A 25,631-nucleotide genomic window follows, 5' to 3' on the forward strand; every position below is an offset into this window, starting at 1 on the left:
GTTGCATAATTCTTGTTCGAATAAAATGTGTCAAGTGATATTGACAAAACCAAGATCTACTGAGCTTTTCATAGTTAACTGATGAAAAGTCTTCTTTTAGAAACTCAATACAAAACTTGGTTTTGGAAAATGAAGTGATCATATACCATTCATTTTCTTCATGTAATGTCGATGGCGAATATTCAATTGCGTCATCTAAATTAGATGGAAATGAGTATATATCTTTTCCACTAATCATTTTTTTGTAAGTTGGTGTTCTTTTTCTGTCCTTTACTTTAACGATTAGGCATTTCATTTTGTTCCTCCAAATTCTATAAAAGCAGTATCACTAAGTCGCTTAAGATTTTCACTATGCAATTCTTTAGCGTTTCGATATGTTTTTCTCGAAATAATCATTATTTTTGTTCCCTTATCGGTTGTAATGTAATAGTATTTGTATCCAATTAGTAAAAGCATTGGATTAAAAAACTGCGTTTGTGATGCGAAAGTAAATGCAAATACGATTATGTATATCCAAACTAACGTGTGAAAATTATCAAGTCCAATGCCAATAAAAAAGTATCCAAGATAGTTTGCGAGAAAATCATTATTTACTTCATCAATATTTTCACAATTTGATACATTGTCATTAGAGCAACAAGTCTTTGTGATAACATACCAGATAGTGATTAATAAAAATGGAGTTGATGCTAGGCAAATAGCTGTGAGTAAACTTGATTGTTTTACAAAGTTCCATTCTTGATCAATTCCATATATGATTACTATCCATATTGTTGATATAAGCGTGAAAAATAACTTATGTAAAGATTTCATCATGGGATATAACTCCTTTAAGATTAATGTTAACGTATGATAACTATAAATTATCTTATGTAAAAAACGGTTATATAGGTGTGATAGTAACGTGAATTGGCATTAAAAAGCAATTAAAAAGAGGGAATTGAAATGAATATTTTATTTATTGATTTGCACTGTGATGCAACTATGCCGTCCGGAGCTAATGAGTTTGGAGGTGGAAATACTTATTCACGCGGGTTGTTAAAGGGCATAATTAGAAATGAGAATTTATTTTGTGTGTATGTTACAAGAAAAAAATACGATTTCTTTTCAAATAATGAAAAAATTTCAGATAACTGCTTTATCGAACGTCTTAAGCTGGGTGATTCAGCTGACGATAAAGATACTTTGCAAAATTATATTGACAAAGCAACAGATAAAATCAGAGTTATAATCGATAAATATAATTTACATAATTTTATCATTCACAGTAGCTATTGGCAGTCGGGTATAATTGCTTTAAAGCTTTCAAAGGAATACGGCACATATTATATTCACACTATTCAATCTAACGGAAAAAAAAAAAAACTTGTAAATTCAAAGCAAATTGATCTTGATAAACGAATAGCTTCGGAAGAACTTGTTTTTAAAAACGCCAAATATTTAATTTGTTCAAGTATTGCTGAACAAGAAGAAATTCATAACTTATATAATATAGATTATGACAGACTTATTTTAACAGGACTTCCTATTGCACAGGAATTTTCAAATCCTTCGCATGATAAATATGGAAACGTATCAACGTACAGTATATCTCAAATAAATGTAAACAGTTACTTGCCTTTGGGATATAGCGCCAATTGCTTAGAAACTTGGTGGATAAACGGTCCATTTCTTTATTATGGACGGCTTCATATCGATAAGGGAATCCTTGAAATAATCAGAGCGTGGAGTCAGCTGTTTGAAATTTACGGAGATAAAACGCCTCCTTTATGGATTGCAGGCGGAACGCCCAAACAAATAGCATATTTTCGTGAAACGTTATTTGAAATGGGTGTTCATATAGACGATTTTGAAAATAATAATAAAATAATATGGTGGGGTACTTTATCTCCGTCAGAATTAAGCTGTCTCCTTATAAAATCCATGGTGCTGGTGACTCATTCAAAATATGAATCGGGTGGGCTTATGATAATAGAAGCTTTGGCCACTTCTACAGCGGTTATAGCTACGCCTTTTGGATATGCTAAAAACTACATATACGATTGGTTTAATGGATTCGTGGTCGATCACGGCAATATAGAGCTGCTGAAAATGAGAATGTCGCATTTTATTGAAAATCCATATTTATCTGATTTATTAAGTAAAAATGCAAAGCTTACCTATGATGAAATTGCAAACAGCATAGATTTTCTAAAAATACATTTTGAGTTATACAGCGGTCTGAAGCCTGACGTTTATAAACCCTCAGTCAAAGCATTAACGCAAACGAATAGCAATGTACTCGGGTGTCAAAATATTCTAAACAAACATGAATTAGACAATCATATTAGATCTTTTCTTAAAAGCAGTAATTATACCTTTATCAAAAGCTATACATCTTCCGATTCCTTAGTCGTAATAATTAAATATATGGAAAGCGAATATCGAGTTGATATATGGCTGAATACATTAAATCCAAGACGATTTTTATCTGATAAAGATCCTTATATCATAACATCGACGGACAAGATCAATATGGTCTTGAAATATCATAAAAATAAGCTTTTTCAGGGGATTGATTACTTTAGCGTCTGCGACAAATTATCAATAACAAGATGCTCAAGCACAAATAAACCAGTTGGTTTAAAACAGGCGATCATGCTAATGGATGAAGCATTTACTTGTAACGAGCAAGCGCCGTCAGATCCTGCACTGTCCGAAAGAATCAAACGTCTTTTTTTAACGTTCAATCGCTACAGCATTTATGTGAAAGATGCAGAATTAATCAGCAAATTAAAAGAACTGTTTGAATCGCTGAAGCAATTCAATAATAAGCGAAAGAAACTCTGTTTTGGTTTTACACCGTGCCTTAGTTCAACAGATAATATATGCGGCGAAAAATTACATGGCATCTTTAATTGCATAAGATCTGAATACGGGTATAATATCGCTATGGTATTTTCTGTTATGGGAATATTTCCTTGCAAAAATAAGCTGTTGTGGTTTAATGGTGATCAATGGAAAAGCATAGTGACATGGTATGTATATTTGCAATTAGAAAGTGTTGTTCTTGACCTCATACACTATCCAAACAAAACACAGTTCAATCGGAACGAAAAGCTTATTGACTTATTAAAATAATATGATCGGGATATTTCTTATATAGAATGTTTCGCTCATAGGTATCTTATTTGCAAAGATGTCTGAAAGACCGCTCATTTCAGCAACCAATTTGTATCTATAGTCTTTCCTTTTGTTTAGAGCATTTTCTAATGAATATAACGCCATAATAAGCTTATTGTTTTGCGGCAGTGTGCTGGGGTCATTTATTTTATTTATAATATATTTTATATTGTTTTGACACCACGTTATAAGAATATCTGCAATATACTCAAATTCTTCCTTTTGAGTTGTAGGGATCATGCTGATATAATTTACTCCAAAATAAAATGCAATGAAATTATTTACATATCTGCAGATCAAATAGAAAGCAGACTTAAAGTATTCACAGGCTAAGGAGCGGTTGTTATGCATCTTTAATTGAAACGCTCCGTATGTATTTTCGGCTCTTGCTTGGTCTTTTATTGAACAAAGCCGTTCCGACATAAAAATAACGGATCTATAGTTGTTTTCAAAAAGCTCTTCATCATAGTGCTGTATAAACAATGAGTTGATAAGCTTATCATTAAGTATCCACAATTCAAGCTGTTTATCGGTAGCGTGTGCTGCTGGAAGTGCTTCCTTATCAATTATATCAACAGCCTTTTGCGGATCGGAATAATTCATAGCGGCAACTATATTTGCACTATAGACAGCCGCCAAATATTTATTATGAGGAAAACGCATAACACCGTCACGAAGGATCTCGAAAAATTTCTCTCTGTTTCCCATTTCCTTTTGACAAATAGCTTGAAATCTTATTAACTTTGATATCAATATCGGATCGTCGCAGTGCAGTAAATATTTATTCGGTATATCCAAATCGCTGTTTGCTTGTTTAAAATTATTCTTATGCGTGCTGTTAAAATACAAGTAAATTACATACTTTATTCTTGCGTTAGATACGGTCGTTTTCATGGTATCATCGAATTTATCATATAGATGGAATATATCTGTTTCTTCAAAATATTCCTTGAAAAAACCTGAGATTTTTTGTATCAACACATCAAGGTCAAGTATATATGTGGAATGATCGATAGAGGCATAAAGCAAATTTGCCGCAGCCTCAATATAATTTTGAGTATCGTTTTTGTTTGTATAAAGGAATATCAAGGTTCTTGTTTCCAGCACATTGTTATACTCTGATTTATTTTCAAACAGAGCAATATTTTGGTCTGCAAACTGAACAAAATCATTTGATCTTGAAAAAAACTTAACACGGATCTGCTCTATCGGAGCTAATTTAAACGCATTAAAAGCATCGGAAAACTCTTTGATCTGATAATAAAGCAGTTTACTGTTATATGTATAATATGTCGAAATAACTTTGTAAACGCAGGGATTGCACAATGACAATGATGTATTGCTTTCGTTAAACAGCCCCGTTCTTTTCAGAATAGAATTTATATCGCTCTTACCCAATGAATTTAATAAATCACGGGGGATCTGGGAATTGAGGATCCAGCAAACAAAAAATGCTTTAACATACACATCGTCTGACTTTGCATAATTTTTGATTCGAAAGTCATATATTTGTTCACATTTACTGGGACGCAGAAGCGAAGGATCATAGATCTTTTTATTCTCCATCTCATCTAAAGCGAGCTTTATCATCAGTAAATTACCACCGAATTGACTGTACAATTGTTGTTTTGTCGATTTGGGAAGATCGGGTCTAAAAAAAGAAATAAAAATATCTGTTTCATCACTGTCGTAATTACAAATATGCAGTTCTTTGAACCTTTCAGCATTGACTGGAAATTTTGAAATTTCAGAAATATTAGAATTTGCGCTTTCGATGTCCGTGTCTTGGATTATAAAGAATTTTAAATTTTCAACGGAAGAAATAATATACGAAGCTATAAAATCAGCTAGTTCGGGCGACGCAGAAGAATAGTTATCAATAAAAATGTATAAGTTTCCCATATTAAAACATTCAACTAGATTATTGATGTACTCTTTCGCAATAAATTTTATATTATCCGCATACTTGTTTGTACTCAGTACCTGAGCCAATGTTTTTAAAATATTATCGCTTTTTATATTTACTAAACTATTTGGGTCCTCGAATTTTTCCGATAAAGTTATATATTCTGAGATCAGATGGTTTATATCGATCCCAATTTCTAAATTTGATACTTGGTACATGAATGCTTCTATGGTACAATATTTTTGACAATCTATAAAAATCGTATTATAGTTTTGCTTTATTTGTTCTATGATCTCATTTAAAATACTGCTTTTGCCTGTTCCTGTTTTGCCGGATAAAATGACGCATTTTCTTCCGCTCATCAGTTCGGCGATAACTGATCTCAACAGCTTTTGCTGACTTTCCAGCTGAGCCGTTTTCGTTTTCACGGCATCGCGGTCTGCAGGCGAGCTGTTTATCCGTTTGGGACCGTTGTCAAATTGCTGCAATATTATATCGGCTAACTCCCTTTCATCAGCGTCAAGTGTGTCTTTGATCTCCTTTAAAGTATTTATTGTGCTTTCGCCGTCAATATAAGATATAACAGTACCCTTTGTGCTGTTTAATCTATCCAATACTTTTATGGTATCGGCTGTTAAATATACATTTGATACAATATAATGCTTATCATTTAGTCTAAGAAGATAAAAGATCACAGATGAAGCAATATCCTTAAGTCCCAACGATGATGAGCTTTTTCTGAGCTTGGCTTCAATGGTGATATAGTTTTGGGTTGTATATATTATAGAATCGATCCCATGGTCTCTGGTTTTTTGAGTTGTGCCTGAAACCAATATCTTTTCTGAGATCTCTTTTTCTATGATCCTGCAAGCTAATTTTTCAAAAATTCCTGCATACTTATATGAGTCAAAATACATTTTTTTCACCTGACTGATAAGATAATTTATAGTTATCACTTATTAAACTTTCTCATTTTAAATATATCACCAAATCCCTAAAATGTCAATTAAATTGCATAAAATTTGTGAAATTTCACAATTTGCCGAAATTTGTCGAACATCAAAAGCTCTGGTATAATAGATGTAAATTGAATTAAATGAAAATAATAGATCTTGTCTCATTTGTTTAATTTGACGAAAAATATCAAAATCATTCACATTGAAATTAAAAGGAGTTTTCCATTATGTTTGAATACAAATTGCACATTGATGAATTTCTTAATTATTGCCGTTACCACAAAAAACTTAGTGATAAAACGATCCGAGCGTATAAAATCGACTTGTCGCAGTACGGAGTTTTCTCGAACGAGCTTTCAAAGCAGGCCTTGTGGGACTACATAGAATATCTCAACAAAAAGTACAAGCCTAAAACAGCCAAGCGTAAGCTTGCAACGCTTAAAGCGTTTATTCACTTTCTGCTTTTGCAGGATCTTATCGACTTTAATCCGTTTGACAAACTGGAAACAACGATAAAAGAGCCTTTGCTGCTGCCGAAAACCATTCCCCTTGGAGTTATAGCTAAACTAATATCTTTTTCGTATCAGCAGATTGTGTTTGCTAAAAGCGATTATCAGATTCGCAGTGCAGTTCGTAATACAGCAATTCTCGAATTGCTTTTCGCTACAGGAGCTAGAGTGGCGGAGATTTGTACTTTGCGTTCAGATAATGTTGATCTGTTAGGAAACTCGGTTAAATTCTATGGTAAAGGCTCAAAAGAACGTATTATACCTATTGAAAATTTTGCGGTACTCAGTATTCTTAGAAAATATCATTCGTTATTTGAAAAAGAGATTCCAGATTCGGGATATTTTTTCGTCAACAAGCTAGGCAGAAGAATGACCGAACAGTCTGTTCGCAATATGATAAATTTCTATTGCAAACAGTGCGGAGTAGATATGCATATAACGCCCCATATGTTCCGACATTCTTTTGCTACTCTTCTTCTCGAAGAAGATGTTGATATCCGATACATACAGCGAATGTTGGGACATAGTTCAATAACTACAACTCAGATTTATACACATGTTACGTCTGCAAAACAAAAAGAGATACTTAAAACAAAGCATCCAAGAAACAAACTGAATATTGGTTAGGAGGAGATACTATAGCTTTATCGCAAATAATCGTAACAAGCCGCTATCTGAAAAGCGGTACACAGAAAAGTAAAAACAAGCGCAGAAATTACACAAAGTATATCGCAACCCGTGAAACAGTTGAGGTTCGGGATCAAAACACTATTGACAGAAAAGATAACGCTACTAAAAACCAACAAGAATTGCTTCGTGATCTGCTTTCAGATTTTCCCGAAGCTAAAAGATACCTTGAGTATGAGGACTACACTGTGAACCCTACTGTAGAAAACGCTTCGGAACTAATCAGTACGATCATTGAGCGTAACGCTGACGTCATTGGTAATCGTCAGAATTTTGTCGGTTACATGGCTATGCGTCCGGGAGTTCAGAAAAGAGGTTCTCATGGTCTTTTCAATGAAAAAGATGAACCGATAATTCTTGACAGGGTAGCTAACGAAATAGCAAATCACAAAGGCAATGTCTGGTCCCACGTAATTTCACTTCGTCGTGAAGATGCAATTAGACTTGGTTACGATAATTCGGAAGCGTGGCGGCAGCTTGTTATGCGTCACATTTCAGATATTGCAAAAAATCAGAAAATTTCATTATGCAATTTAAAATGGTACGCCGCATTTCATGACACTACTCATCATCCGCATATTCATCTGCTTGTTTATTCCGAAAATACAAAGGAAGGATTCTTAACAAACGAGGGAATTAATAAGATTCGTTCAGCTTTTGCAAACGATATATTTAAGGACGATTTGCAGTCCATATATCAGGAGCAGACGTTAAGCCGTGACGAATTGAAAGCTGTATCAAAAACGGAGTTTAAAAGTATTGTCAGAAAAGTTCAGCAAGGCGGTTTTGAAAATCCGCAGCTTGAAAATCTTATCCGCAAACTATATTCTCAGTTACAGAATGTTAAAGGCAAAAAAGTATATGGGTACCTTCCGCCTGATGTCAAAGAAACGGTCAACAGTATTTTTTCAGAACTTGCAAAAGACAATAATATCCGTCAGCTTTATGAAAAATGGTGCAGTTTGGAGAGCTTGAAATACAAGAGCTATACGCAAAAGGAAAAAGAACTGCCGCCATTGGTTGATAACAAAGTTTTTCAGCCTGTGCGGAATATGATAATCAGAACTGTGCTTGACATGAATTATCCTGTCATTGATGTAGAAATTGAAGAACCCGAACCAACAGAACAATTTGCGAATGATGACTTTTATGTTGATATTCTTCTGAAGTTTGATGAATCTGAGCAATCCGAAAATGATAAAGTAACATTTTCGGATAACGACGAGCCGACCGCCGAAGATTTCATTTGGAGCAATGAAAATGAGGTAACAGTCGATATTGAAGATTATGAACCTCAAAGTAAATACTATCTCAAATGGAGTACAGCATACAAAGAAGCTTGTAAGATTATTTACAACAAGCAATCAAAGCTTGAAGATTTCAAAAAGGCGGAACAGCTCTTGCTCTCCGAATCAAAGTCAGGCAATGTCCTTGCTATTCACGATTTAGGAAAATTGTATTCCACCGACAAGCTTGGCGCAAAAGACGAAGAAAAATCATTCGCATTCTACCAAGAGGCATTGCAGGGATTTATGGAGATAGAGCCGGATTCGGACTATATGTTCCCATACGAACCTAAATTCAAGGGACAGGTCATGAAACCTGCGGATATGCGTTCTTACGTTTGGTATCGCATTGGTAAAATGCATTGCTATGGGTTAGGCACAGTACAGGATTATGAAAAAGCGTTTCAATGGTTTTTGAAGTCATCTCAGGAGGGCCACAAATTCGCACAATACAGTCTCGCTAACCTATACTATTATGGCAACGGCGTGGAAAAAGATTTGTCGCAGGCCTTTTTGTGGTATCAGAAATCGGCTTCTCAGGGTCAGCCGTATGCTTCCTATGCCGCTGCGCAAATGTACAGCAAGGGTGAATATGTTGCTGAGAATAAAGAAACCGCACAGAGATATTACAAAGCTGCATTGTCAGGATTTCTTGAACTCGAAAGCAAGGATCAGGCTGACGATAATCTATATTACAAACTGGGTGCTATGTACAAAAAGGGACTTGGAACGGAGATTGATATTCCTAAAGCCATCGAATATTTTGAAAAATCCGCTGAAAATATGTGGTCAACTTATCAGCTCGGCAGGCTTTATCTTTTCGGGGCAGAGGGAGTTGAAAAAGATAAGGAAAAGGCTGCCCAATGGCTTACAAAGTCCGCAAACGACGGTAATGAGTACGCTCAGAATATGCTTGACGATATGGGGCATTTTGAAAATATGCTACTTAGAAATACTATTATGGGATTGTTTGTGAATTTAAGTAGGTGCATTGAAGATGATTATACACAGAAGTATAAATCGGTCAGACGAACAGTCGACAGCAGGCTGCGGAGGATGATAAGGTTGAAAAAGCAGGATATGGGAATTAAAGAGAATTTCACACAGAGCTTGGATTGATTTTTTGAAATAAATATATTAACCGTTGTAGAAAAATAAAAAATATGCTTAAATTCAAAAAGAGCTGGAAGAAAAATTGATAAAGCAACGGATTGTGGTATTCGGATAAATAAAAGTCAATCGCCTCCCCAAAAAAGCACAGCTATGGATAAATTGTTTCATAGACCGTGCTTTTTCACATAAATACAGATTTATGCAAATAATAATCGAAAACATTAAATCAGTAAATTTTGTTTATTTTATATTAATGATTTCGATTTATATTGAAAAAGTTGGGATTTTGTGTTAAAATAAAATAAAGGAGTGATTTTATGAGAATTGCTATTTGTGACGATGAAAAAACTTACATTGAGAAATTAAAAAATGACATCAATTCGCTGCAGACTCATGAAAACGAATTCGAATTTTCAGAATTCGAAAGCGGAGAATCATTTATTGAACAATTTTCAAAAGATAAATATGATTTAGTTATTCTTGATATTGAGATGAAAGATTTGAATGGTTTGCAGACGGCTGAGTTTTTAAGGCAAATTGATAAAAATGTGATCCTTATTTTTATGACCAGTTTTGACAAATTCGTTTATCAAGGCTATGAAGTTAAGGCATTCAGATATATATTAAAAAATCAACCCAAGTCCATTTATTTGAAACAACTCAGCGATACAGTTCAAGAGTATTATAGAAATAAGAAATACATTAAAGTCATTGACGATGGTATCGAGAAAGAACTTCTTACAGTCGATATTTTGTATATAGAGGTTTATTCACATCAAATAGTCATCCATACGTTGAATAAACACTATTATCAAAAGGGTAAACTGGGCGACTATGAGAAAATGTTAGAAGGATGTTTATTTGTACGTTCCGATAAAAGCGTTCTGATAAACATTACTAATATTGACTACATTAAAAAGAATCAAGTATTTCTGAAGAATGGCAAAAGCCTATACGTCAGCAGAAATCATCTTGAAAATATCACAAAAGCTTTTTTGAAATTTAGCAGAAGCAGGTGGGGCTAATGTCTGTTAATGAATTAATTATAGAAATTCTAAATTGCATTGCTGAGAGCTCAATTATAATTTTTTACTTGTACAATATGATGAAAGAGAGCTTCAGAGTTCGAAAAAGAGCAATATTTCCGGCAACACTGCTTACCTCTATGATTCTTGCAGCAGTAACATTATTTTTTGAATATCCATGGATCAACTTGATCGCTACTTTTGTACTGATGACAGCTGTTTCCAACATAATGTTTGAATGTAAATTCGGTAAAAAACTTTTTTGTTCATTAATATTCTTGATAGTAATACTTGCTTCAGAATCACTTCCAATGGGAATACTTTATATATTGAATTTCGGAAGCCCCTTGGATCAATTAAATTCAGGTTTAGGCAGATATATTGGAATGGCTTGTTCAAAGCTATTTTGTTTCTGGTTTTCGGTATATATAATAGAGTATTCAAAAAACAAGCAGAAAGATATTCCATTAAAGAACTGGCTGTCAATTATATTAATACCGATTTTAAGTGTGGTCATTCTTAATGGGATTTTTGTGTCATATGGGTTAACCCATAGACAGACTATAAATTATTTGATTTCCGTTATTGGATTACTTGCACTTAATTTATTTGTGTTTAACTTTTTTGATACATATGCAAATCAATTGAAATTGAAAGTCATGGAACAGAGACTTAAATCAGAAGAAGAAAATTATATGCTGATTGAAAGTAAATACAACGAGATAAGGCAATTAAAGCATGATATAAATAATCAGATATCTGTGGCAAGATCTATGTTCCGCTATGGAAATCAAAATGAGGCAATTAGGCATCTGGAGAATTTATCAAACAGCTTATCAGACGCAGGTGGAATATGCTACACAGGTATTTCATCCGTTGATGCTATTATCAATATGAAATGGCAGGAAGCATTAAATAAAAATATACAATTCACAACTAAGATAAACGTGTTTGAATCAATGACCATAGACAATATGCTGATTTGTCGGATACTCGCTAATCTTCTTGATAATGCAATTGAAGGAGCAGAGCGCTGTTCATGTGTCAATAAATATATTCACATTTCAATGATACAAGTCGATAAGAAACTTCGAATTTGTGTTATAAATTCATCAGATGAGGTTGACACTCAGAACCTTAAATCCAGTAAGTCAGGAAATGGATTACATGGTATAGGTGTAAGCAGTATAAAAAAAGCTGCGGATCAGTTGGGTGGAGTCACATCTTTTGAATGGGAGGACGAAACATTCACAGCCGACATGTTAATAAAGTATTAACGGAAAGAACAAATGACGTCCAAAAAGGTACTTTGGCGCAAAAGACTTGAAAAAAATAAATAGTATACGCTATACTGAAAACTAGGATCAGCTAGGAAAAGTATAGCGTATTTTTTATCCGGGAGAGCAATTAAACAATGAGGAAACCAGATCAGGAAACAAAGCGAGGAATAGTCATAACGTTAATTCTCAGTGCGATCTATGGCATAACGACATTAGTAACAGGTCAAGCCTGCAGCATAACCTATTGTCAGCCGAAGGAGCCGGAGAATTTGCATAAATTTTTGAAAAAGAAAAGGGGTGAAGAATATGAAAGCAATTAAAAAGCTCATGCTGAAATACGGTTCGTCATTGGCAGCTCTTGCGCTGATGATTGGAGTCGGTTCCAGTTCTAAGGCTTGCTGGTGGTGGTACAATCAGCCCAAAGAGCCTGAAGGCATGAAGAAATTCACAAAAGAAGACTGATAAAAAAGCAGGAGCGGAGCGCTTCTGCGCTCCGCCACTGCGGAAACGGAGGAGAAGTTATGAAACTTAAAAGCAACTTCAAACGAATACTTTCCGGCGTAATGAGTTTAGCTATGGCGGCAACTCTTGTACCCAGTATCCCAGTACTGGCAGAGGATTTTACAACGCAGAATTATGTCTACGACAATTATGCTGTTTCCTACAATGTAACTAATTCATGGGGTGATACGGAGGTTGTTTCCGTTACGTTATCCAACACAGGTGACAGTACAATTGAAAACTGGATGCTGTACTTTGATCCAAACGGCAGCACTTCAAGCATTTGGGACGCACAGTGGGCTGAGACGTCTACCGGAGTTTCATATGTTAAAAATGCAGGATATAATGCACGGATTGAGCCTAATTCCTCGATCACTTTTAGCTATACAGTAGATAATTGTGAAGCTGTTCCCGAAGCTTTTAAGCTTTGTCAAGGGCGCATCAATAAGGAATCCGGTTACGATGTTCAGCTAGTTGTCAACGAAACATGGGGAGATAACTTCAATGGAGCTATCGTAATTACTAATAACACCGATTCCCCTATTGAAGCATGGGAACTTACCTTTGATACAAACTTTACCATTACCGAGATTACGAATAGCTGGGCAGCTACTGTAACTGAGTTAGAACCGTATAGCTATCGTTTGAAAGGAACATATACAGGCACCGTATATGCTAATTCAAGCGTAACACTTGGTTTTACAGGCGTTAAGAACGGTGATCCGGAAATATCTAACACTTCATTGACAGAAGTCGTTGCGAATGAAAGCCTTATTGACTTCATAAAGAATTATCCGGATGGAGTTTCAATTTATGCCTACGGCGACTACAATAACGAAGCGAATGCAATAGATATTGAATGGTATACCGATTATGAAGCCGAGGTTTTCGATGTATGGCAGTCTGATGATAATGAAAGCTACACCTTGGTTTCAGAAGTTTCGGATGCTGACTCGTATCAGTATGTCATCACTGAGGATTTTCAAACAAAATATTTTAAAGTTTCAATTCCTAATGATTTCGGTGAAACAATCGAGTCTGTTCCCTTTGTTGTAACAAAAACAGAGGATGAATATTCTGTTGATTTTCTTGACAGCGACGGTGACGGGCTTCCGGACATTTATGAGAATATGATCGGTACAGATTTGAATAATCCCGATACTGATGGGGATGGTCTGACCGACTATCAGGAAGTATACATAACAGGAACGGATCCCACAAAGTATGATTCGGTAACCGATGGTGTTTCGGACGCAGACGCTGATCCTGACGAAGACGGATTGACCAATGCACAGGAGATAGAGTTGGGAACTGATCCGCAGAATGACGATACCGACGGCGATGGTTTGAAAGGCGGAGAAGAAGTGAATGATTATCACACCGACCCGTTGAATCCGGATACGGACAGGGACGGTTTGCCGGATGGGGATGAGCCGCATATCGGGCTTGATCCGAGTGATCCTGAGACGTTTGAAGTACCTGACGCAGATTTTGTTTTTGAGCAAAGTATTCCTGCGGAGAGCAAGGCTCTGGAGGATATTAATACAGAGGATAACGCTTACGAGTTGACAGTAGAATTCAAATCTTCGGGCTATGCGGTAAACAGCGCAGAGATCAAGCAGTCGCCGTACTCGAATGCGATAAAAAACGACGCAGTTCTCGGAAAAAGTGTAGAAATCTCTTACGAAAGCACTTGCAAAGTTGACGAATGTGTGCTATACTATAAGATAAAGGATAATTATACCAATAATATAAGTGATAAGTATACAGCATATACGGAGGAGCTTGACGGTATAAAGCGTTTGCAGGCATTCAGATTTGATGAAGATCTGCATATGCTGCTTCCTGTGGAAACTACATATGATTTAGAAAACAATACCGTCATTTGCGAGGCAAGCGAACTGGGAACGTATTGTCTGATGGATATTGAAATGTGGCTGGATAGTCTGGGATTTGAGGTTGAAGAACCGGAGATTGCGGTGATGGCGTTAGCCGAAACAGTCACAGAAGAATTTATTGAAAGTAGCATGATAAAAGCAAACTATAATGGACATACCTATGGAATTTGCTCGGTTTCCGGCTATGACTGGGACAGCGCAGAGGATATCTGCGAGGCGCTCGGCGGACATCTGGTAACAATAAACGATTCTGACGAGCAATGTTTCATTGAAGAAAAACTGCTTTCAAAGGGTACGAAAAATTCTTATTGGATAGGCGGACAGTACACCTCAAGTGGCTGGAGATGGCTTACTGGAGAAGATTTCAGCGCATATACCAAATGGACTCCGACACAGCCGGATAATTATCTCGGACAAGAAGATAAGCTGATGATGTACAGAAATACAAATCCGCTGTGCACGTCGGGAACATTCGGCTACTGGAATGATTTAAATAATGACGGAACATGCAATGGTGAGGCATTTTTCGGACTGAATAATTTTGGATTTATATACGAAAAAGATAGCTACAAACCAAAAACATACTATATAGTTATCGGAAACAACTTCAAAAAACTCACACTGGTATCACCTCTAAAAAGAGGAGCATGGACAAACAGCGATACCGACAGTTTGACGGATTGGCAGGAGTTTGACAGCAGGAACAGTATGCTTGCATGGGATTCGGATAATGAACCTGTGCTGCCCACTTTGAAAACTGTGCTGAAATTAAAAGGTGACGTCAAGATATCGAATGAACTGACAAGGGAATTAAACGGTTTAGATGATTATCTTGATGTTGTGAGGGTTGCGCCGTTTTTGAGTGATCCTACGGTGGAGGATACGGATGGGGATAATCTATTAGATAATTTTGATCCAAAACCAAAATCCGTCAATAATAATGGCGCAGTCATGAAAGAACTGTCAATAGAAAGAATTTATAATGCATATATGCTGCATTTAGAAGACAATGTTTCAGAAGTATATGATATATATACGGCTACAGGAAAAGATAGCGAAATGAGCTGGGAAGAATTTATTGAATTTTATAGTGGTGTCGTTGATTTTAATTTTTCCTTAAAGAACGCTAGCGAAACAGAGTTGAAAATAACAACATTACAAAGATGTTTGGAATATTTAGGCTTTTTGGATATGGGAGGGTCGGCGTATGGTGCAATGGGGGGAGCAACTCAGTCGGCAATTCAAAATTTTCAGCTTAATTATGGATTGAATATTTCCGAACAAGTTGAATTTTACGGTAAGTGGTTTATAGAAATTGATGATATAACATATTTGACCATCGCTAATGTTGCTGCTAATCATGGATTCTATGTTGGTGACAAACCTGTTGAAGCACATACAGAATATAAAATGCTTTGTAATTTAACTGCAGAAGGCTATGGTAAAACATTTTTTGATTATATTCCGAGTGTGGTTCCGATATTAAATATTGAACAAATCAACAATGATATTTCAATCTATAGTGATATTAACGGCAAATTTGATACTGTATACTATTTAGATTATACGGAACCATTAAAGAACATTATAACAGATATGACAAATGCAGCGGAAAGCTTTATATACTATCCTTCATTTAACGGATATGTTCAATTCTATACCAATGTTAATCATGGAGGAATTTGGGATGTGAAAGTACGGGAAAGTTGGAATAATACGATATCAACTATTCATTATTTTTCTCAGGGTTTCAAATTTGTATATAATGATATTATTATGAATTCTGAAAACTTAGGAAATTATCTATATGGCTGTACTGGTCATGCTACAGGATTTACTTTAAATATCTTATATAAAGGAAGCGGATATGCCGCTAGTACTGGTAATACTATTGATAATCAGGATGACTTAGATTTCATCAAAAGGGGATATGATTATTATGATGAAATATGTTAAATATGTATTGATGAGTTTCATATATGCTCTTTTGTTTAATTTAACTGCATATTTAGGAGCAGGGATAGCTTCTGTTATTTCTATATTTATTTTTTTTATTATTTATGCAGCGGTACAGTTGGCTTTTTTTGTTAAGTTAAGCAGCCATAATATAAAAATATATTGTTTGGGTGTTATATTGACCATTTGTTTTTCTGTTATAATCGGTTATATATTTTACGATACTGATTTTTTTATTCATATATTTATGGCTTTCAACGGTGATTATGGAACACCTAATGCAGGAAGCGGCTTCGGTATGATTCTAAGTTATAGTCTTAATGGGATAGCATTACTTTGTTCAATTCTAATTGGTATATATAATATACTGACTAATCGACAGCAATAAGTCTAAATAGTTCAATCTAAGTTAGGTGGTATAGAGCAGCCTCAATATTTACAGAGTTATTATATTTTTTCTGCTCATTTTTTGCGAATAATTTTAATTAATGTAGGTGTCTGGGTTCAGCAATATTTTATACATATCATAACTAGGAGGAATTGTAGTGAAAAAAATAGCATAGTAGCTGTTATATTTACATTGATTGTTTCTATGTTTTTATCTTCACGAAACATTGTATATGCGACAGAAGATAAAGCAAGGGCGATAACAATTCATATGCAAGGACTATCTGATGAGGCGTATTATGTTGATCTTCTTGTAAAGATTAAAACTTCTGATCCGGTATACACTGATTTCAACAGCAAAATGCCAAAATAAATGGTTTTGATAAAATGGTTTATTACAAATCCGGCCACAGCTTTTCCAGGAACTAATTTTTCTACTACAGGATGTGTCGGAGAAACGGAGATTGCAACTGATTGGTGGTATTCGATTGGTGATGCTGATTCTGCAATGAGCATGCATTGTGCAAAAAATAGAAATGGTTATATTGCAACTATAACATATAATTTAATTGATTTCTATGATTGGGAGTAAGGCTCTCCTCTTCGAGGCGGTCTTGTTACTGATGGAGAGATGTATGAATTACATGAAGCAGGAATGGCAAGAGAATATAAATCTGTTGGAACTTATACAAGGGTCATTACTTGGAACAAAGGAGGTCGAATGAATGAATCAATTCTTTGGTAAGTTAAAAAACTGCAATCATTCTAATTGTTTTATTGATTGACCCTCTGAAAAAAAGTCTGTAAAAAGTCAGTCAACTGTGATATAATAAAAATAACACAGGAGGCTGATTTTTTATGGCAAGAAGAAAAAGAGAACCAATGAGCGAGGGGAAGAAGAATATCATCGCAGAACTGATCGAGGAGTATGATATCAGGACAGCAAAGGATATAGAGGATGCTCTCAGGGATTTGATGGGCGGCACTATACAGGAAATGCTTGAGGCAGAGCTGGATGAACACTTAGGGTACAGTTCATATGAACGCTCGGACAACTCCAATTACCGTAATGGTAGGAAAACCAAGAAGATACGTGGAAATTTGGGCGAAACAGAGATCGAAGTACCACAGGATCGAGACGGAACATTTGAGCCAAAGGTGGTAAAAAAGCGTCAAAAGGACATCTCCGGCATTGAACAGAAGATCATTTCGCTGTACGCAAAGGGCATGACAACACGCCAGATAAGCGATACCATCGAAGATATTTACGGATTTGAGGTCAGCGATGGTATGGTATCCGACATCACAGACCGCCTTCTTCCGCAGATAGAGGACTGGCAGAAACGTCCTCTGGGCGAGGTTTATCTCATTGTATTTATTGATGCTGTACATTTTTCTGTACGAGAAAACGGACAGATAAAAAAACTTGCAGCATATGTAATCCTTGCAGTAAGTTTGACAGGTCACAAGGAAGTTTTATCCATACATATCGGAGAAAACGAAAGTGCAAAATATTGGCTTGGAGTCCTGAATGAGCTGAAAAATCGCGGCGTAAAGGATGTCCTCGTGATATGTGCCGATGGTCTTTCGGGTATGAAAGAAGCCGTAAATACGGCATTTCCACAGACAGAATTACAGCGTTGTATCGTTCATCAAGTAAGAAACACGCTGAAATATGTTGGTGCAAAAAACAAGAAAGAATTTTCCAACGATTTGAAAACCATTTATCACGCACCGTCTGAGGACGCTGCGCTTGAACAGCTTGAGCGTGTGACGGAGAAGTGGGAGAAAGATTATCCAAACGCCATGAAGAGCTGGTACAAAAACTGGGATGTGATCTCACCGATCTTCAAGTTTTCCGCTGATGTGAGAAAGGTCATTCACACCACCATTGCGATCGAAAGCCTTAACAGCGGCTATCGTCGTCTGAACAAGCAGAGAAGCGTATTTCCGAGCGATACGGCGCTCCTGAAGGTACTGTATCTTGCAACTCATGAAATAGCGAAAAAATGGACTATGCCGCTGAGAAACTGGGGTAGAGTTCTGGGAGAGCTTGAAATCATGTATCCCGACAGGCTCGGCTGAGCCGGCACAGTCAGTCTGCTTCCATTCCGCTACGCTCCATTCCAGCAGACTGACTGTTGAAGAACCTTGACAAATTACGGTATTTATTGTATACTGTAAAAAAATGAGCGGCTGTTTTTCAAGCCGCTCCACAATATCGTTTTTTATCACTGTTGTTGAATTCACAGAGATTTTTTCACAGGGCCGATAAAACTTTTTCATTTCCATGCTCGCTGGATGATTTGGGTGAGGGTTTTTCTTTTTGGGATGAAAGCATGATATATGAGGAGAAAACCGAACTTAGAAGCTGAGGATTGTTATATGACGGTAAATTGCTGGATACGGTCACAATGCATTGTGCAGCAGACGATAATGATTATAGTGATAATGATATTATTTGTATAAGCTTTACTGCGAGTGCTTTTAAAAGGCAGGATACGATTGATAATATTTTAATAGGCGGAATAACCTTTGAGAGTACAGAAGCAGAAATAAATCAAATGTTTGGTGAACCGACAGACAATCATGAAGATTCAAGTCACTTTAGCTCATATTTATATTTAATTGATAAAAAGTGGCTGACTCTTTCTTTTAATTATGGGCATCTAAATATTATAGATCTTAATTTTGGAGGAAAATAAAACGTCGATTAATATTGATACAAGTTTTGAGATTATATTAAAACTAGACAATGATATGACAAAAGTAGAAGAAACAATGATAAAACTATCTGACGAAGAAACATATACCGTAGATGGTTTTTGTGAAATATAAAAAAATAATTTTTATTCGTCGCTTGATGAGAAAGGAAATGTCATGAAATTGCAAAAACAGATTACAAACGAAGAATTGCTTGAACTTACAAGAAAAGCATTTGAGAATGATGAGGTTGCTGAATTTCTTTGCGGAGAAAAAGGATATTCAGTTATGGGAAACAGGGATATACCTATTAATATTCCTACAGATTTCGGACGCATTGTAGAAAAAGGAATATATGAGTTATATTTGACTACAAATGATGAAGTAATTATCAAGAAATTCCGTAAAGCAATTATGACACTAAATAGTACACCTATTCAAGTTTGGTGTGCATATATGGCTTGTTGGAATCAAATTTTCAATGAACATTCTAAATATCCAGCACCGTTTAAAATGATTGATGATACCCTTTTAAAGACATTAAAAAGTACCTTGATAAACAATGAATCATCTCTACGTAATTGTAAAGAGTGGATGGGGATTAACAAAAAAATGGATTATGGGATTACATAATTCGTATAGATAATGTCTTAAAAAAAGATTATGGGGTGAGTGTATTATGAGTGAAGTGAATAATGATTTTTTAGAATATGGAGCTTCTTTTTTAGTTACAAAGAGAGATTATGATTTGTATTATAGTGATCCAGATAGTTTACTTGGTGCGGGAGGGCAACGCTTTATTGCACCAAGCAATCAAATGGATCAATTGCTTATTGTAGCTAATGGTGATATTGGCATTATAGAAGAAGGACTAGGTATAGAGACCGATAAATGGGCAGGTCAAGAATTAGTTAGAATTGACATAGATAAATCCATTGTAAATGATTTCTATGAAAGTGGAAATCTTAAGCTTCCAACAGGTTCAGAATCTGGTGCAAATAGTTCCTGGTGGAGAAACAAGTGGTGGTATAGCTGAAGCTATACTTTCTGATTGTCCTACTTCCAATATTGATAGAGTTGGAACTACTACTGCAGTAAATGGAGTCCCGACCGAACAATTAAATAATCTATATAATTCGTTAGGAGGAGATTCAAACGCACTTAAAACTGTTACTGATGCAGTAGATGATATTCCGAGAACAAATATAGATGAGAATGCGCTATTAAAGAATATTACTACTGGTAAAACAAATGTAATAGACGCTATTGATGATGTTTCAACTCTACCGGGACGTAGTAATGGCACACATCTTGGTGTGCGTGTTGGTGCTGTACTTGGTGTTTTAGGAACGGTTGGAGATGTTGCTGATGTTGTCACAACAGCTAGTACAGCATATCAACAATATAAAAATGGAGATATTGAAGGAGCAACTGATACACTTGGTTCATGGGGGATGAGTACATTAGGTGGAATGGCAGGTGGTGCAGGTGCAGGTGCTCTAGCGGGCATTGGTATGGGCACTCTTGTTGCAGCTGGACTTGTATCTGGACCAATTGGCTGGGCTGCAATTGCTGCAGCTGGTCTTGCTGGTGGTATTCTTGGTGGATTTTTGGGTGAGAGTATATGGGATTGGCTACTAGACCCTCTCAATGACGAATATACAAATGCAGGTAACGCTCAACCTCCTCGTGATCCTCTTGCGATAGATCTTGGAGCATTAGGGATTGAACTTACGACACTTGAAAACGGTGTTAACTTCGACCTAGATAAGAATGGTTTTGCTGAAAAGACAGCATGGATAGGTCTTGAGGATGGTTTCCTTTGTCTTGATCGCAATGGTAATAGTAAAATTGACGATGGCGGTGAGCTTTTCGGTGATCAAGTCGAACTTTCTAATGGCGCAATTTCTGTTTCGGGTTTTGAAGCATTGGCGGACTTTGATGAAGATGGCGATGGTGTAATTGACCATAATGATACAGTATGGAATGATTTGCGAGTTTGGATTGATGCAAATCATAATGGTATATCTGATTCAGGAGAATTGAAAACACTAAACGAATTAGGAGTAGTAAATATAAGCCTTGATGTTACCAAGGAGGAGAATGTTGATACTGCAACTGGAACTATGGAAGCTGAATTTGCTATGGTTACTTTCGCAGATGGAACTGAGCGAAAGATTAGCGAGTTTTGGTTCCCAGTAAACACTTCAGATACAACACAGACGGGCGGAGATGGTGAAATTGTAGAAACCAAAGGAAATGTTCCGGATATTACTTTAGCTATTGAAGCAGATAAGACAGGAACACTTGCCGTACTGTATAAAAAATATTGTTTATCAGAAGATTTTGTTGAAAAGCGATTTCTCTCAAAACAGATTTTATACTTTATTACTGATTCAACAGATATTAGTCCGAATTCGCGCGGCGGAAATATTGATGCTCGTGACCTGCATGTGATTGAAACCTTTATGGGACGTGAGTTTGTTGGCGTTGGTGGAACAAATCCAAATTCAAATGCAGCAAACATTTTGAAAAAGTTGTATATATCACTTGAAAATATCTTTTTCAGCGATCTTAATGTAGAATCACAGGACAGTTTCTATATTAACATGATTTTTGTTTCAGAGGATGAACAGGGAAATAAAATCGTAGATTTCACTTTTCTTAATGCCATTTTAGAAATGGAAATTGCTACTGGTGAAAACGTTGAGGGAAACCTTTATAGTATCGGTTCATATCTTTCTCTGTTCGATGAAGCTTATGATACTAATGCTTTCAGTGAGTTTAGTACATACTATAAAGCAGTTTCACCACAATATGCTGATATTTTGGAACTGTCTAAATCAGGAACTACATATCTTGCAACCAATGACAATGACACATATAGAGGAACTGGAAATAATGATTTCATTTTCGGATTGGATGGAAATGATATATTAAATGGTGCGAGTGGAATTGATATTATTCATGGAAACAACGGCAATGACCAAATATCCGGAGGAGTTGGAAACGACATGCTCTACGGCGATTCAGGCAACGACACTCTCGACGGAGGGACAGGCAATGACACTCTCAAAGGCGGCTACGGCGATGATACATACATTTTCGCAAAGGGCTACGGAAACGATACAATAATAGACTCCGATGGTCTGAATACTCTCAGATTTAAGGGAATTAAACCAAGCGATATCCTTGTAAACGGCACAGATGAATACGACGCAACTATTACAATAAAGGGTACGAACGATACTCTTGTTATCAAGGATTTCCGCAAGAGTGAGGAATACCGCAATTACGACCTTGAAATAGACGGAGTTAAAATGCACGTTACAGATAAGGGCAGTCCGTTCAGACATATCTACGGCGGAAACGGCGACGATGTTCTTAAAGCAGTTGTAGATGATTCGATCATGCACGCTTTCGGCGGTGACGATACCGTTTACGGAAGTAAGGAAAATGACGTTATCTACGGCAACGAGGGCAATGACACCGTTTACGCAGGAAACGGAAACGACTTTGTTTACGGCGGAGATGATAACGACGCTATTTTCGGTGAGGAAGGCGACGATATTATTTACGGTGATAACGGTGATGACATTCTCGACGGAGGAGCAGGAAACGATATACTTTATGGCGGAGCAGGAAACGATACATATGTATTCAGCAGAGATTACGGTACAGATGTCATTGATGACAGCGAAGGAACGTCAACTGTTAAGCTTGCCGACGATCTGACTTTGTCGGATATCGAGATCAATGCCGTTGGTAATGATGTGATTATCAGTATTAAGGATACAGAGGACAAGCTTATCATTACCGATTTTGCAGACGCTCCCGAAAACTACGTTCTGCAGATAGGCGAAGAAATCCTGCCCGTACAGGATAATATCACAGGCATCGATAACTATGTTACAGGTACAGAGAATTCAGATTATTTACCTCTTGAAAGCGACAAAGCCAATATCGCCGCAGGCGGTAACGGAGATGACTTTATTATCGGAGGAACAGAATCTGACTATATCTTCGGAGATTCCGGAACTGACAGAATTACAGCAAATGACGGCAATGACGTGATCTTCGGCGGCAGCGGAAATGACTCTCTGTTCGGAGAATCAGGAAATGACTGTATCTCAGGCGGAAACGAAGATGATTACATCAACGGCGGTGACGGCGACGATATTATCGACACAGGCTCAGGCAATGACTTTATTGACGGAGGCAGCGGAAACGACACCTATATCTTCAAGCCGGGATACGGCGCCGACTCCATTATGGACAGTGAGGGTGTTAACACTGTTATGTTCGGAGACGGTTTCACCGCCGGAGGCATCAAGGCATACCGTTCCAATTGGAACGATATTCTCATTACCTTTGACGGCTTTGAGGATACTCTTACCATTAAGAATTACTGCATCAGCAAGGAGGCAAGAAACTTCACACTTGTATTTGCCGACGGAACTGTCGTAGAAGCAGCAGATCAGAACAGTCCTCTCAGAACTATTTACGGCACTGACGGCAGCGAGTATATGATCTCCATTTATGAGGATGGCATTACAAAACTCGGTCAGGACGGCGACGATCAGCTTGTAGGCAGCAACGGAAACGACTTTCTCTACGGAGATAAGGGCAGCGACAGACTTACAGGCAACGCAGGAAACGATGTTCTTGACGGCGGTGAAGGCAATGACTTCCTTTACGGAGGCGCAGGCAACTACACATATATTTTCAAAAAAGGCTACGGTACAGATACTATCGACGACGGCGAAGGGACGAATACTATTGAGATTTACGGATATTCAGCAAATCAGATAAAGGCTTACCGTACAAACTGGAACGATATTACCGTTACCTTTGAGGGTTCTGATGATAAGCTTGTGATCGAGGGATTCTTTACTTCCGAAGCAAACAGAAACTTCTACCTCACATTCAACGGAGGTTCTAAGGTTCACGCAACCGCTTCCAACAGTCCATTAAGAACTGTTTACGGAACTGAAAATAGTGATTACATTGTAACTATGGACGACAGGGGGGGAACTCTTATCGGTGAGAACGGAAACGACAGCCTTAATGGAGGAAACGGCGCAGATAAGCTGTACGGAGGTATCGGAGACGATCAGTTTTATGGCAACGGCGGTAATGATACCCTTGACGGCGGAGAAGGCAGTGACTATCTCTACGGCGGAGCAGGAAACGATACATATATCTTCAACATAGGATATGGCACAGATACAATTAACGACAGCGAGGGTATCAATACGATCTCATTCGGCAGCGGTCTCTCAGCAGATACTATGTCCGTTTACAGAACGAACTGGAACGATCTTACTATCACATTTGATGGAATTGAGGACAAGCTGATCATTCAGAATTACTTTACGTCTGAGGAAAACAGAAACTTCAATGTAAACTTTGCAGACGGAACAAGATATGCATACGACAGCGAGGAAAATCCTCTGAAACAGGTCCATGCGACTGAATACGATGACTGGATGTCAGCATGGAGCGATAACGGCATTGTTATTCACGGCGACGGAGGAAACGATACGCTTAACGGCGGCGCCGGAAACGACGCGCTTTACGGCGGAACAGGAACCGATTATCTGTACGGAAATGACGGAGATGATATCCTTGACGGCGGAGAGGACAATGATTATCTGAACGGCGGCAACGGAAACGATACATATGTATTCGGCAGAAATTACGGTATGGATATAATTGAGGATTATGACGGAAATAACAAGATCGTATTAAGCGGTATTGATCTTAACGAGGTCACATTTACTAAAACAAACCAATCCGAACTGACTGTATCAATAAACGGCAGCGAGGATAAGCTGACTATAAGGAACTTTAATTCCGAAAGCTTTATCTTTGAATTTGCAGGCGGAGCAGTAGGAACAGTAAATAAGGATACCTGGGAGCTTGAGCTTAGTCAGCCTGCAAGCAATGAAATATCTGAGAAAGATGTCATACAGTCAAACGCCGAGCTTCTCTCGGATATCTATTCAGACGAAAGTATGTCTTCAGATTTGCTCACAGAAATAAACGACACCGTTCTGATTGATTCTTCAAGCACTGTTTCTGCGGCAAAGGAAACAGAGGAAACCGCAGATCAGACGGATATACAGGTAATGATACTGACCGAAAATATGTCCGCTTTCGGTACGGAGAACAACGTTTCTGACAGTATGAGCATTAGTGATCCGATGCAGGATACGTCAGCTTTGAATCAACTGCTTGTCGGTACGCAGGCAGAGTAATA

General features: G+C 37.1%; 17 protein-coding genes. 14 read left to right on the plus strand and 3 right to left on the minus strand.

Features of this window, described 5'->3' with window-relative positions:
• Both DWW81_RS13435 and DWW81_RS11195 read right to left on the minus strand, forming a co-directional pair.
• Positions 1-295: hypothetical protein (locus DWW81_RS13435; RefSeq protein ID WP_207661180.1), on the minus strand; the 295-nt coding region annotated here is incomplete at its 3' end.
• Positions 292-816, minus strand: a complete 525-nt coding sequence (locus tag DWW81_RS11195; RefSeq protein ID WP_117898170.1) for a hypothetical protein — start codon at positions 814-816, stop codon at positions 292-294. The genes DWW81_RS11195 and DWW81_RS13435, both read right to left, overlap by 4 nt.
• Positions 817-945: 129 nt before the next feature.
• Here DWW81_RS11195 and DWW81_RS11200 point away from each other — a divergent pair, with 129 nt between their 5' ends.
• Entirely contained in the window at positions 946-3,120 is a 2,175-nt protein-coding gene (locus DWW81_RS11200) for a glycosyltransferase (protein ID WP_117945391.1), read from the plus strand.
• Here DWW81_RS11200 and DWW81_RS11205 read toward each other — a convergent pair.
• A complete protein-coding gene (locus DWW81_RS11205; RefSeq protein WP_117897871.1) occupies positions 3,112-6,024 on the minus strand; it encodes an AAA family ATPase in 2,913 nt (970 codons plus the stop codon). The genes DWW81_RS11200 and DWW81_RS11205 overlap by 9 nt on opposite strands.
• A gap of 227 nt (positions 6,025-6,251) precedes the next feature.
• Between DWW81_RS11205 and DWW81_RS11210 the strand changes: the two genes are divergently transcribed.
• From DWW81_RS11210 to DWW81_RS11265, 13 genes are all read left to right on the plus strand, one after another.
• Positions 6,252-7,160, plus strand: a complete 909-nt coding sequence (locus DWW81_RS11210; protein WP_117897874.1) for a tyrosine-type recombinase/integrase — start codon at positions 6,252-6,254, stop codon at positions 7,158-7,160.
• A gap of 29 nt (positions 7,161-7,189) precedes the next feature.
• Positions 7,190-9,625 (plus strand): MobP3 family relaxase, encoded by a 2,436-nt coding sequence (gene mobP3 / locus DWW81_RS11215; protein ID WP_278308110.1) that lies wholly within the window; start codon positions 7,190-7,192, stop codon positions 9,623-9,625.
• A 311-nt stretch (positions 9,626-9,936) separates the two neighbouring features.
• The gene (locus DWW81_RS11220; RefSeq protein ID WP_117897879.1) at positions 9,937-10,644 is read left to right on the plus strand and encodes a LytTR family DNA-binding domain-containing protein; all 708 of its coding nucleotides are present in this window, start codon (positions 9,937-9,939) and stop codon (positions 10,642-10,644) included.
• On the plus strand, positions 10,644-11,921 hold the full coding sequence (locus DWW81_RS11225; RefSeq protein ID WP_022126622.1) for a sensor histidine kinase: 1,278 nt from the start codon (positions 10,644-10,646) through the stop codon (positions 11,919-11,921). Before DWW81_RS11220 ends, DWW81_RS11225 begins: the two co-directional genes overlap by 1 nt.
• 309 nt (positions 11,922-12,230) lie before the next feature.
• Entirely contained in the window at positions 12,231-12,386 is a 156-nt protein-coding gene (locus DWW81_RS11235) for a cyclic lactone autoinducer peptide (protein WP_022126621.1), read from the plus strand.
• A 59-nt stretch (positions 12,387-12,445) separates the two neighbouring features.
• A complete protein-coding gene (locus DWW81_RS11240; protein WP_117897883.1) occupies positions 12,446-16,279 on the plus strand; it encodes a polymorphic toxin type 44 domain-containing protein in 3,834 nt (1,277 codons plus the stop codon).
• A complete protein-coding gene (locus DWW81_RS11245; protein WP_022287682.1) occupies positions 16,263-16,667 on the plus strand; it encodes a hypothetical protein in 405 nt (134 codons plus the stop codon). The genes DWW81_RS11240 and DWW81_RS11245 overlap by 17 nt, the downstream gene beginning before the upstream one ends.
• A gap of 372 nt (positions 16,668-17,039) precedes the next feature.
• The gene (locus DWW81_RS13140; RefSeq protein WP_147338992.1) at positions 17,040-17,258 is read left to right on the plus strand and encodes a hypothetical protein; all 219 of its coding nucleotides are present in this window, start codon (positions 17,040-17,042) and stop codon (positions 17,256-17,258) included.
• Between the two features lie 266 nt (positions 17,259-17,524).
• Complete coding sequence (locus DWW81_RS11250; protein WP_117897885.1) at positions 17,525-18,751, plus strand: IS256 family transposase; 1,227 nt, start codon at positions 17,525-17,527, stop codon at positions 18,749-18,751.
• Between the two features lie 329 nt (positions 18,752-19,080).
• Positions 19,081-19,371 (plus strand): hypothetical protein, encoded by a 291-nt coding sequence (locus DWW81_RS11255; RefSeq protein ID WP_207661181.1) that lies wholly within the window; start codon positions 19,081-19,083, stop codon positions 19,369-19,371.
• 175 nt (positions 19,372-19,546) lie between these two features.
• Positions 19,547-20,002, plus strand: coding sequence for a hypothetical protein (locus DWW81_RS11260; protein ID WP_117897889.1), 456 nt, complete (start codon positions 19,547-19,549; stop codon positions 20,000-20,002).
• Positions 20,003-20,048: 46 nt separating this feature from the next.
• Entirely contained in the window at positions 20,049-20,405 is a 357-nt protein-coding gene (locus DWW81_RS13145) for a hypothetical protein (RefSeq protein WP_147338993.1), read from the plus strand.
• On the plus strand, positions 20,320-25,629 hold the full coding sequence (locus DWW81_RS11265; protein ID WP_181982963.1) for a calcium-binding protein: 5,310 nt from the start codon (positions 20,320-20,322) through the stop codon (positions 25,627-25,629). The genes DWW81_RS13145 and DWW81_RS11265 overlap by 86 nt, the downstream gene beginning before the upstream one ends.
• Positions 25,630-25,631: the final 2 nt, after the last annotated feature.

The organism is Ruminococcus sp. AF17-1AC (assembly GCF_003461385.1).
GTDB classification, from domain to species: Bacteria; Bacillota; Clostridia; order Oscillospirales; family Ruminococcaceae; genus Hominimerdicola; species Hominimerdicola aceti.

Bases quoted from the DNA above. Each gene is read 5' to 3' on its own strand.
- DWW81_RS11195 (WP_117898170.1), bottom strand. From the start codon at position 816: ATGATGAAATCTTTACATAAGTTATTTTTCACGCTTATATCAACAATA.
- DWW81_RS11200 (WP_117945391.1), top strand. From the start codon at position 946: ATGAATATTTTATTTATTGATTTGCACTGTGATGCAACTATGCCGTCC.
- DWW81_RS11210 (WP_117897874.1), top strand. From the start codon at position 6,252: ATGTTTGAATACAAATTGCACATTGATGAATTTCTTAATTATTGCCGT.
- DWW81_RS11220 (WP_117897879.1), top strand. From the start codon at position 9,937: ATGAGAATTGCTATTTGTGACGATGAAAAAACTTACATTGAGAAATTA.
- DWW81_RS11225 (WP_022126622.1), top strand. From the start codon at position 10,644: ATGTCTGTTAATGAATTAATTATAGAAATTCTAAATTGCATTGCTGAG.
- DWW81_RS11235 (WP_022126621.1), top strand. From the start codon at position 12,231: ATGAAAGCAATTAAAAAGCTCATGCTGAAATACGGTTCGTCATTGGCA.
- DWW81_RS11240 (WP_117897883.1), top strand. From the start codon at position 12,446: ATGAAACTTAAAAGCAACTTCAAACGAATACTTTCCGGCGTAATGAGT.
- DWW81_RS11245 (WP_022287682.1), top strand. From the start codon at position 16,263: ATGATGAAATATGTTAAATATGTATTGATGAGTTTCATATATGCTCTT.
- DWW81_RS13140 (WP_147338992.1), top strand. From the start codon at position 17,040: ATGGTTTTGATAAAATGGTTTATTACAAATCCGGCCACAGCTTTTCCA.
- DWW81_RS11250 (WP_117897885.1), top strand. From the start codon at position 17,525: ATGGCAAGAAGAAAAAGAGAACCAATGAGCGAGGGGAAGAAGAATATC.
- DWW81_RS11255 (WP_207661181.1), top strand. From the start codon at position 19,081: ATGCATTGTGCAGCAGACGATAATGATTATAGTGATAATGATATTATT.
- DWW81_RS11260 (WP_117897889.1), top strand. From the start codon at position 19,547: ATGAAATTGCAAAAACAGATTACAAACGAAGAATTGCTTGAACTTACA.
- DWW81_RS13145 (WP_147338993.1), top strand. From the start codon at position 20,049: ATGAGTGAAGTGAATAATGATTTTTTAGAATATGGAGCTTCTTTTTTA.
- DWW81_RS11265 (WP_181982963.1), top strand. From the start codon at position 20,320: ATGAAAGTGGAAATCTTAAGCTTCCAACAGGTTCAGAATCTGGTGCAA.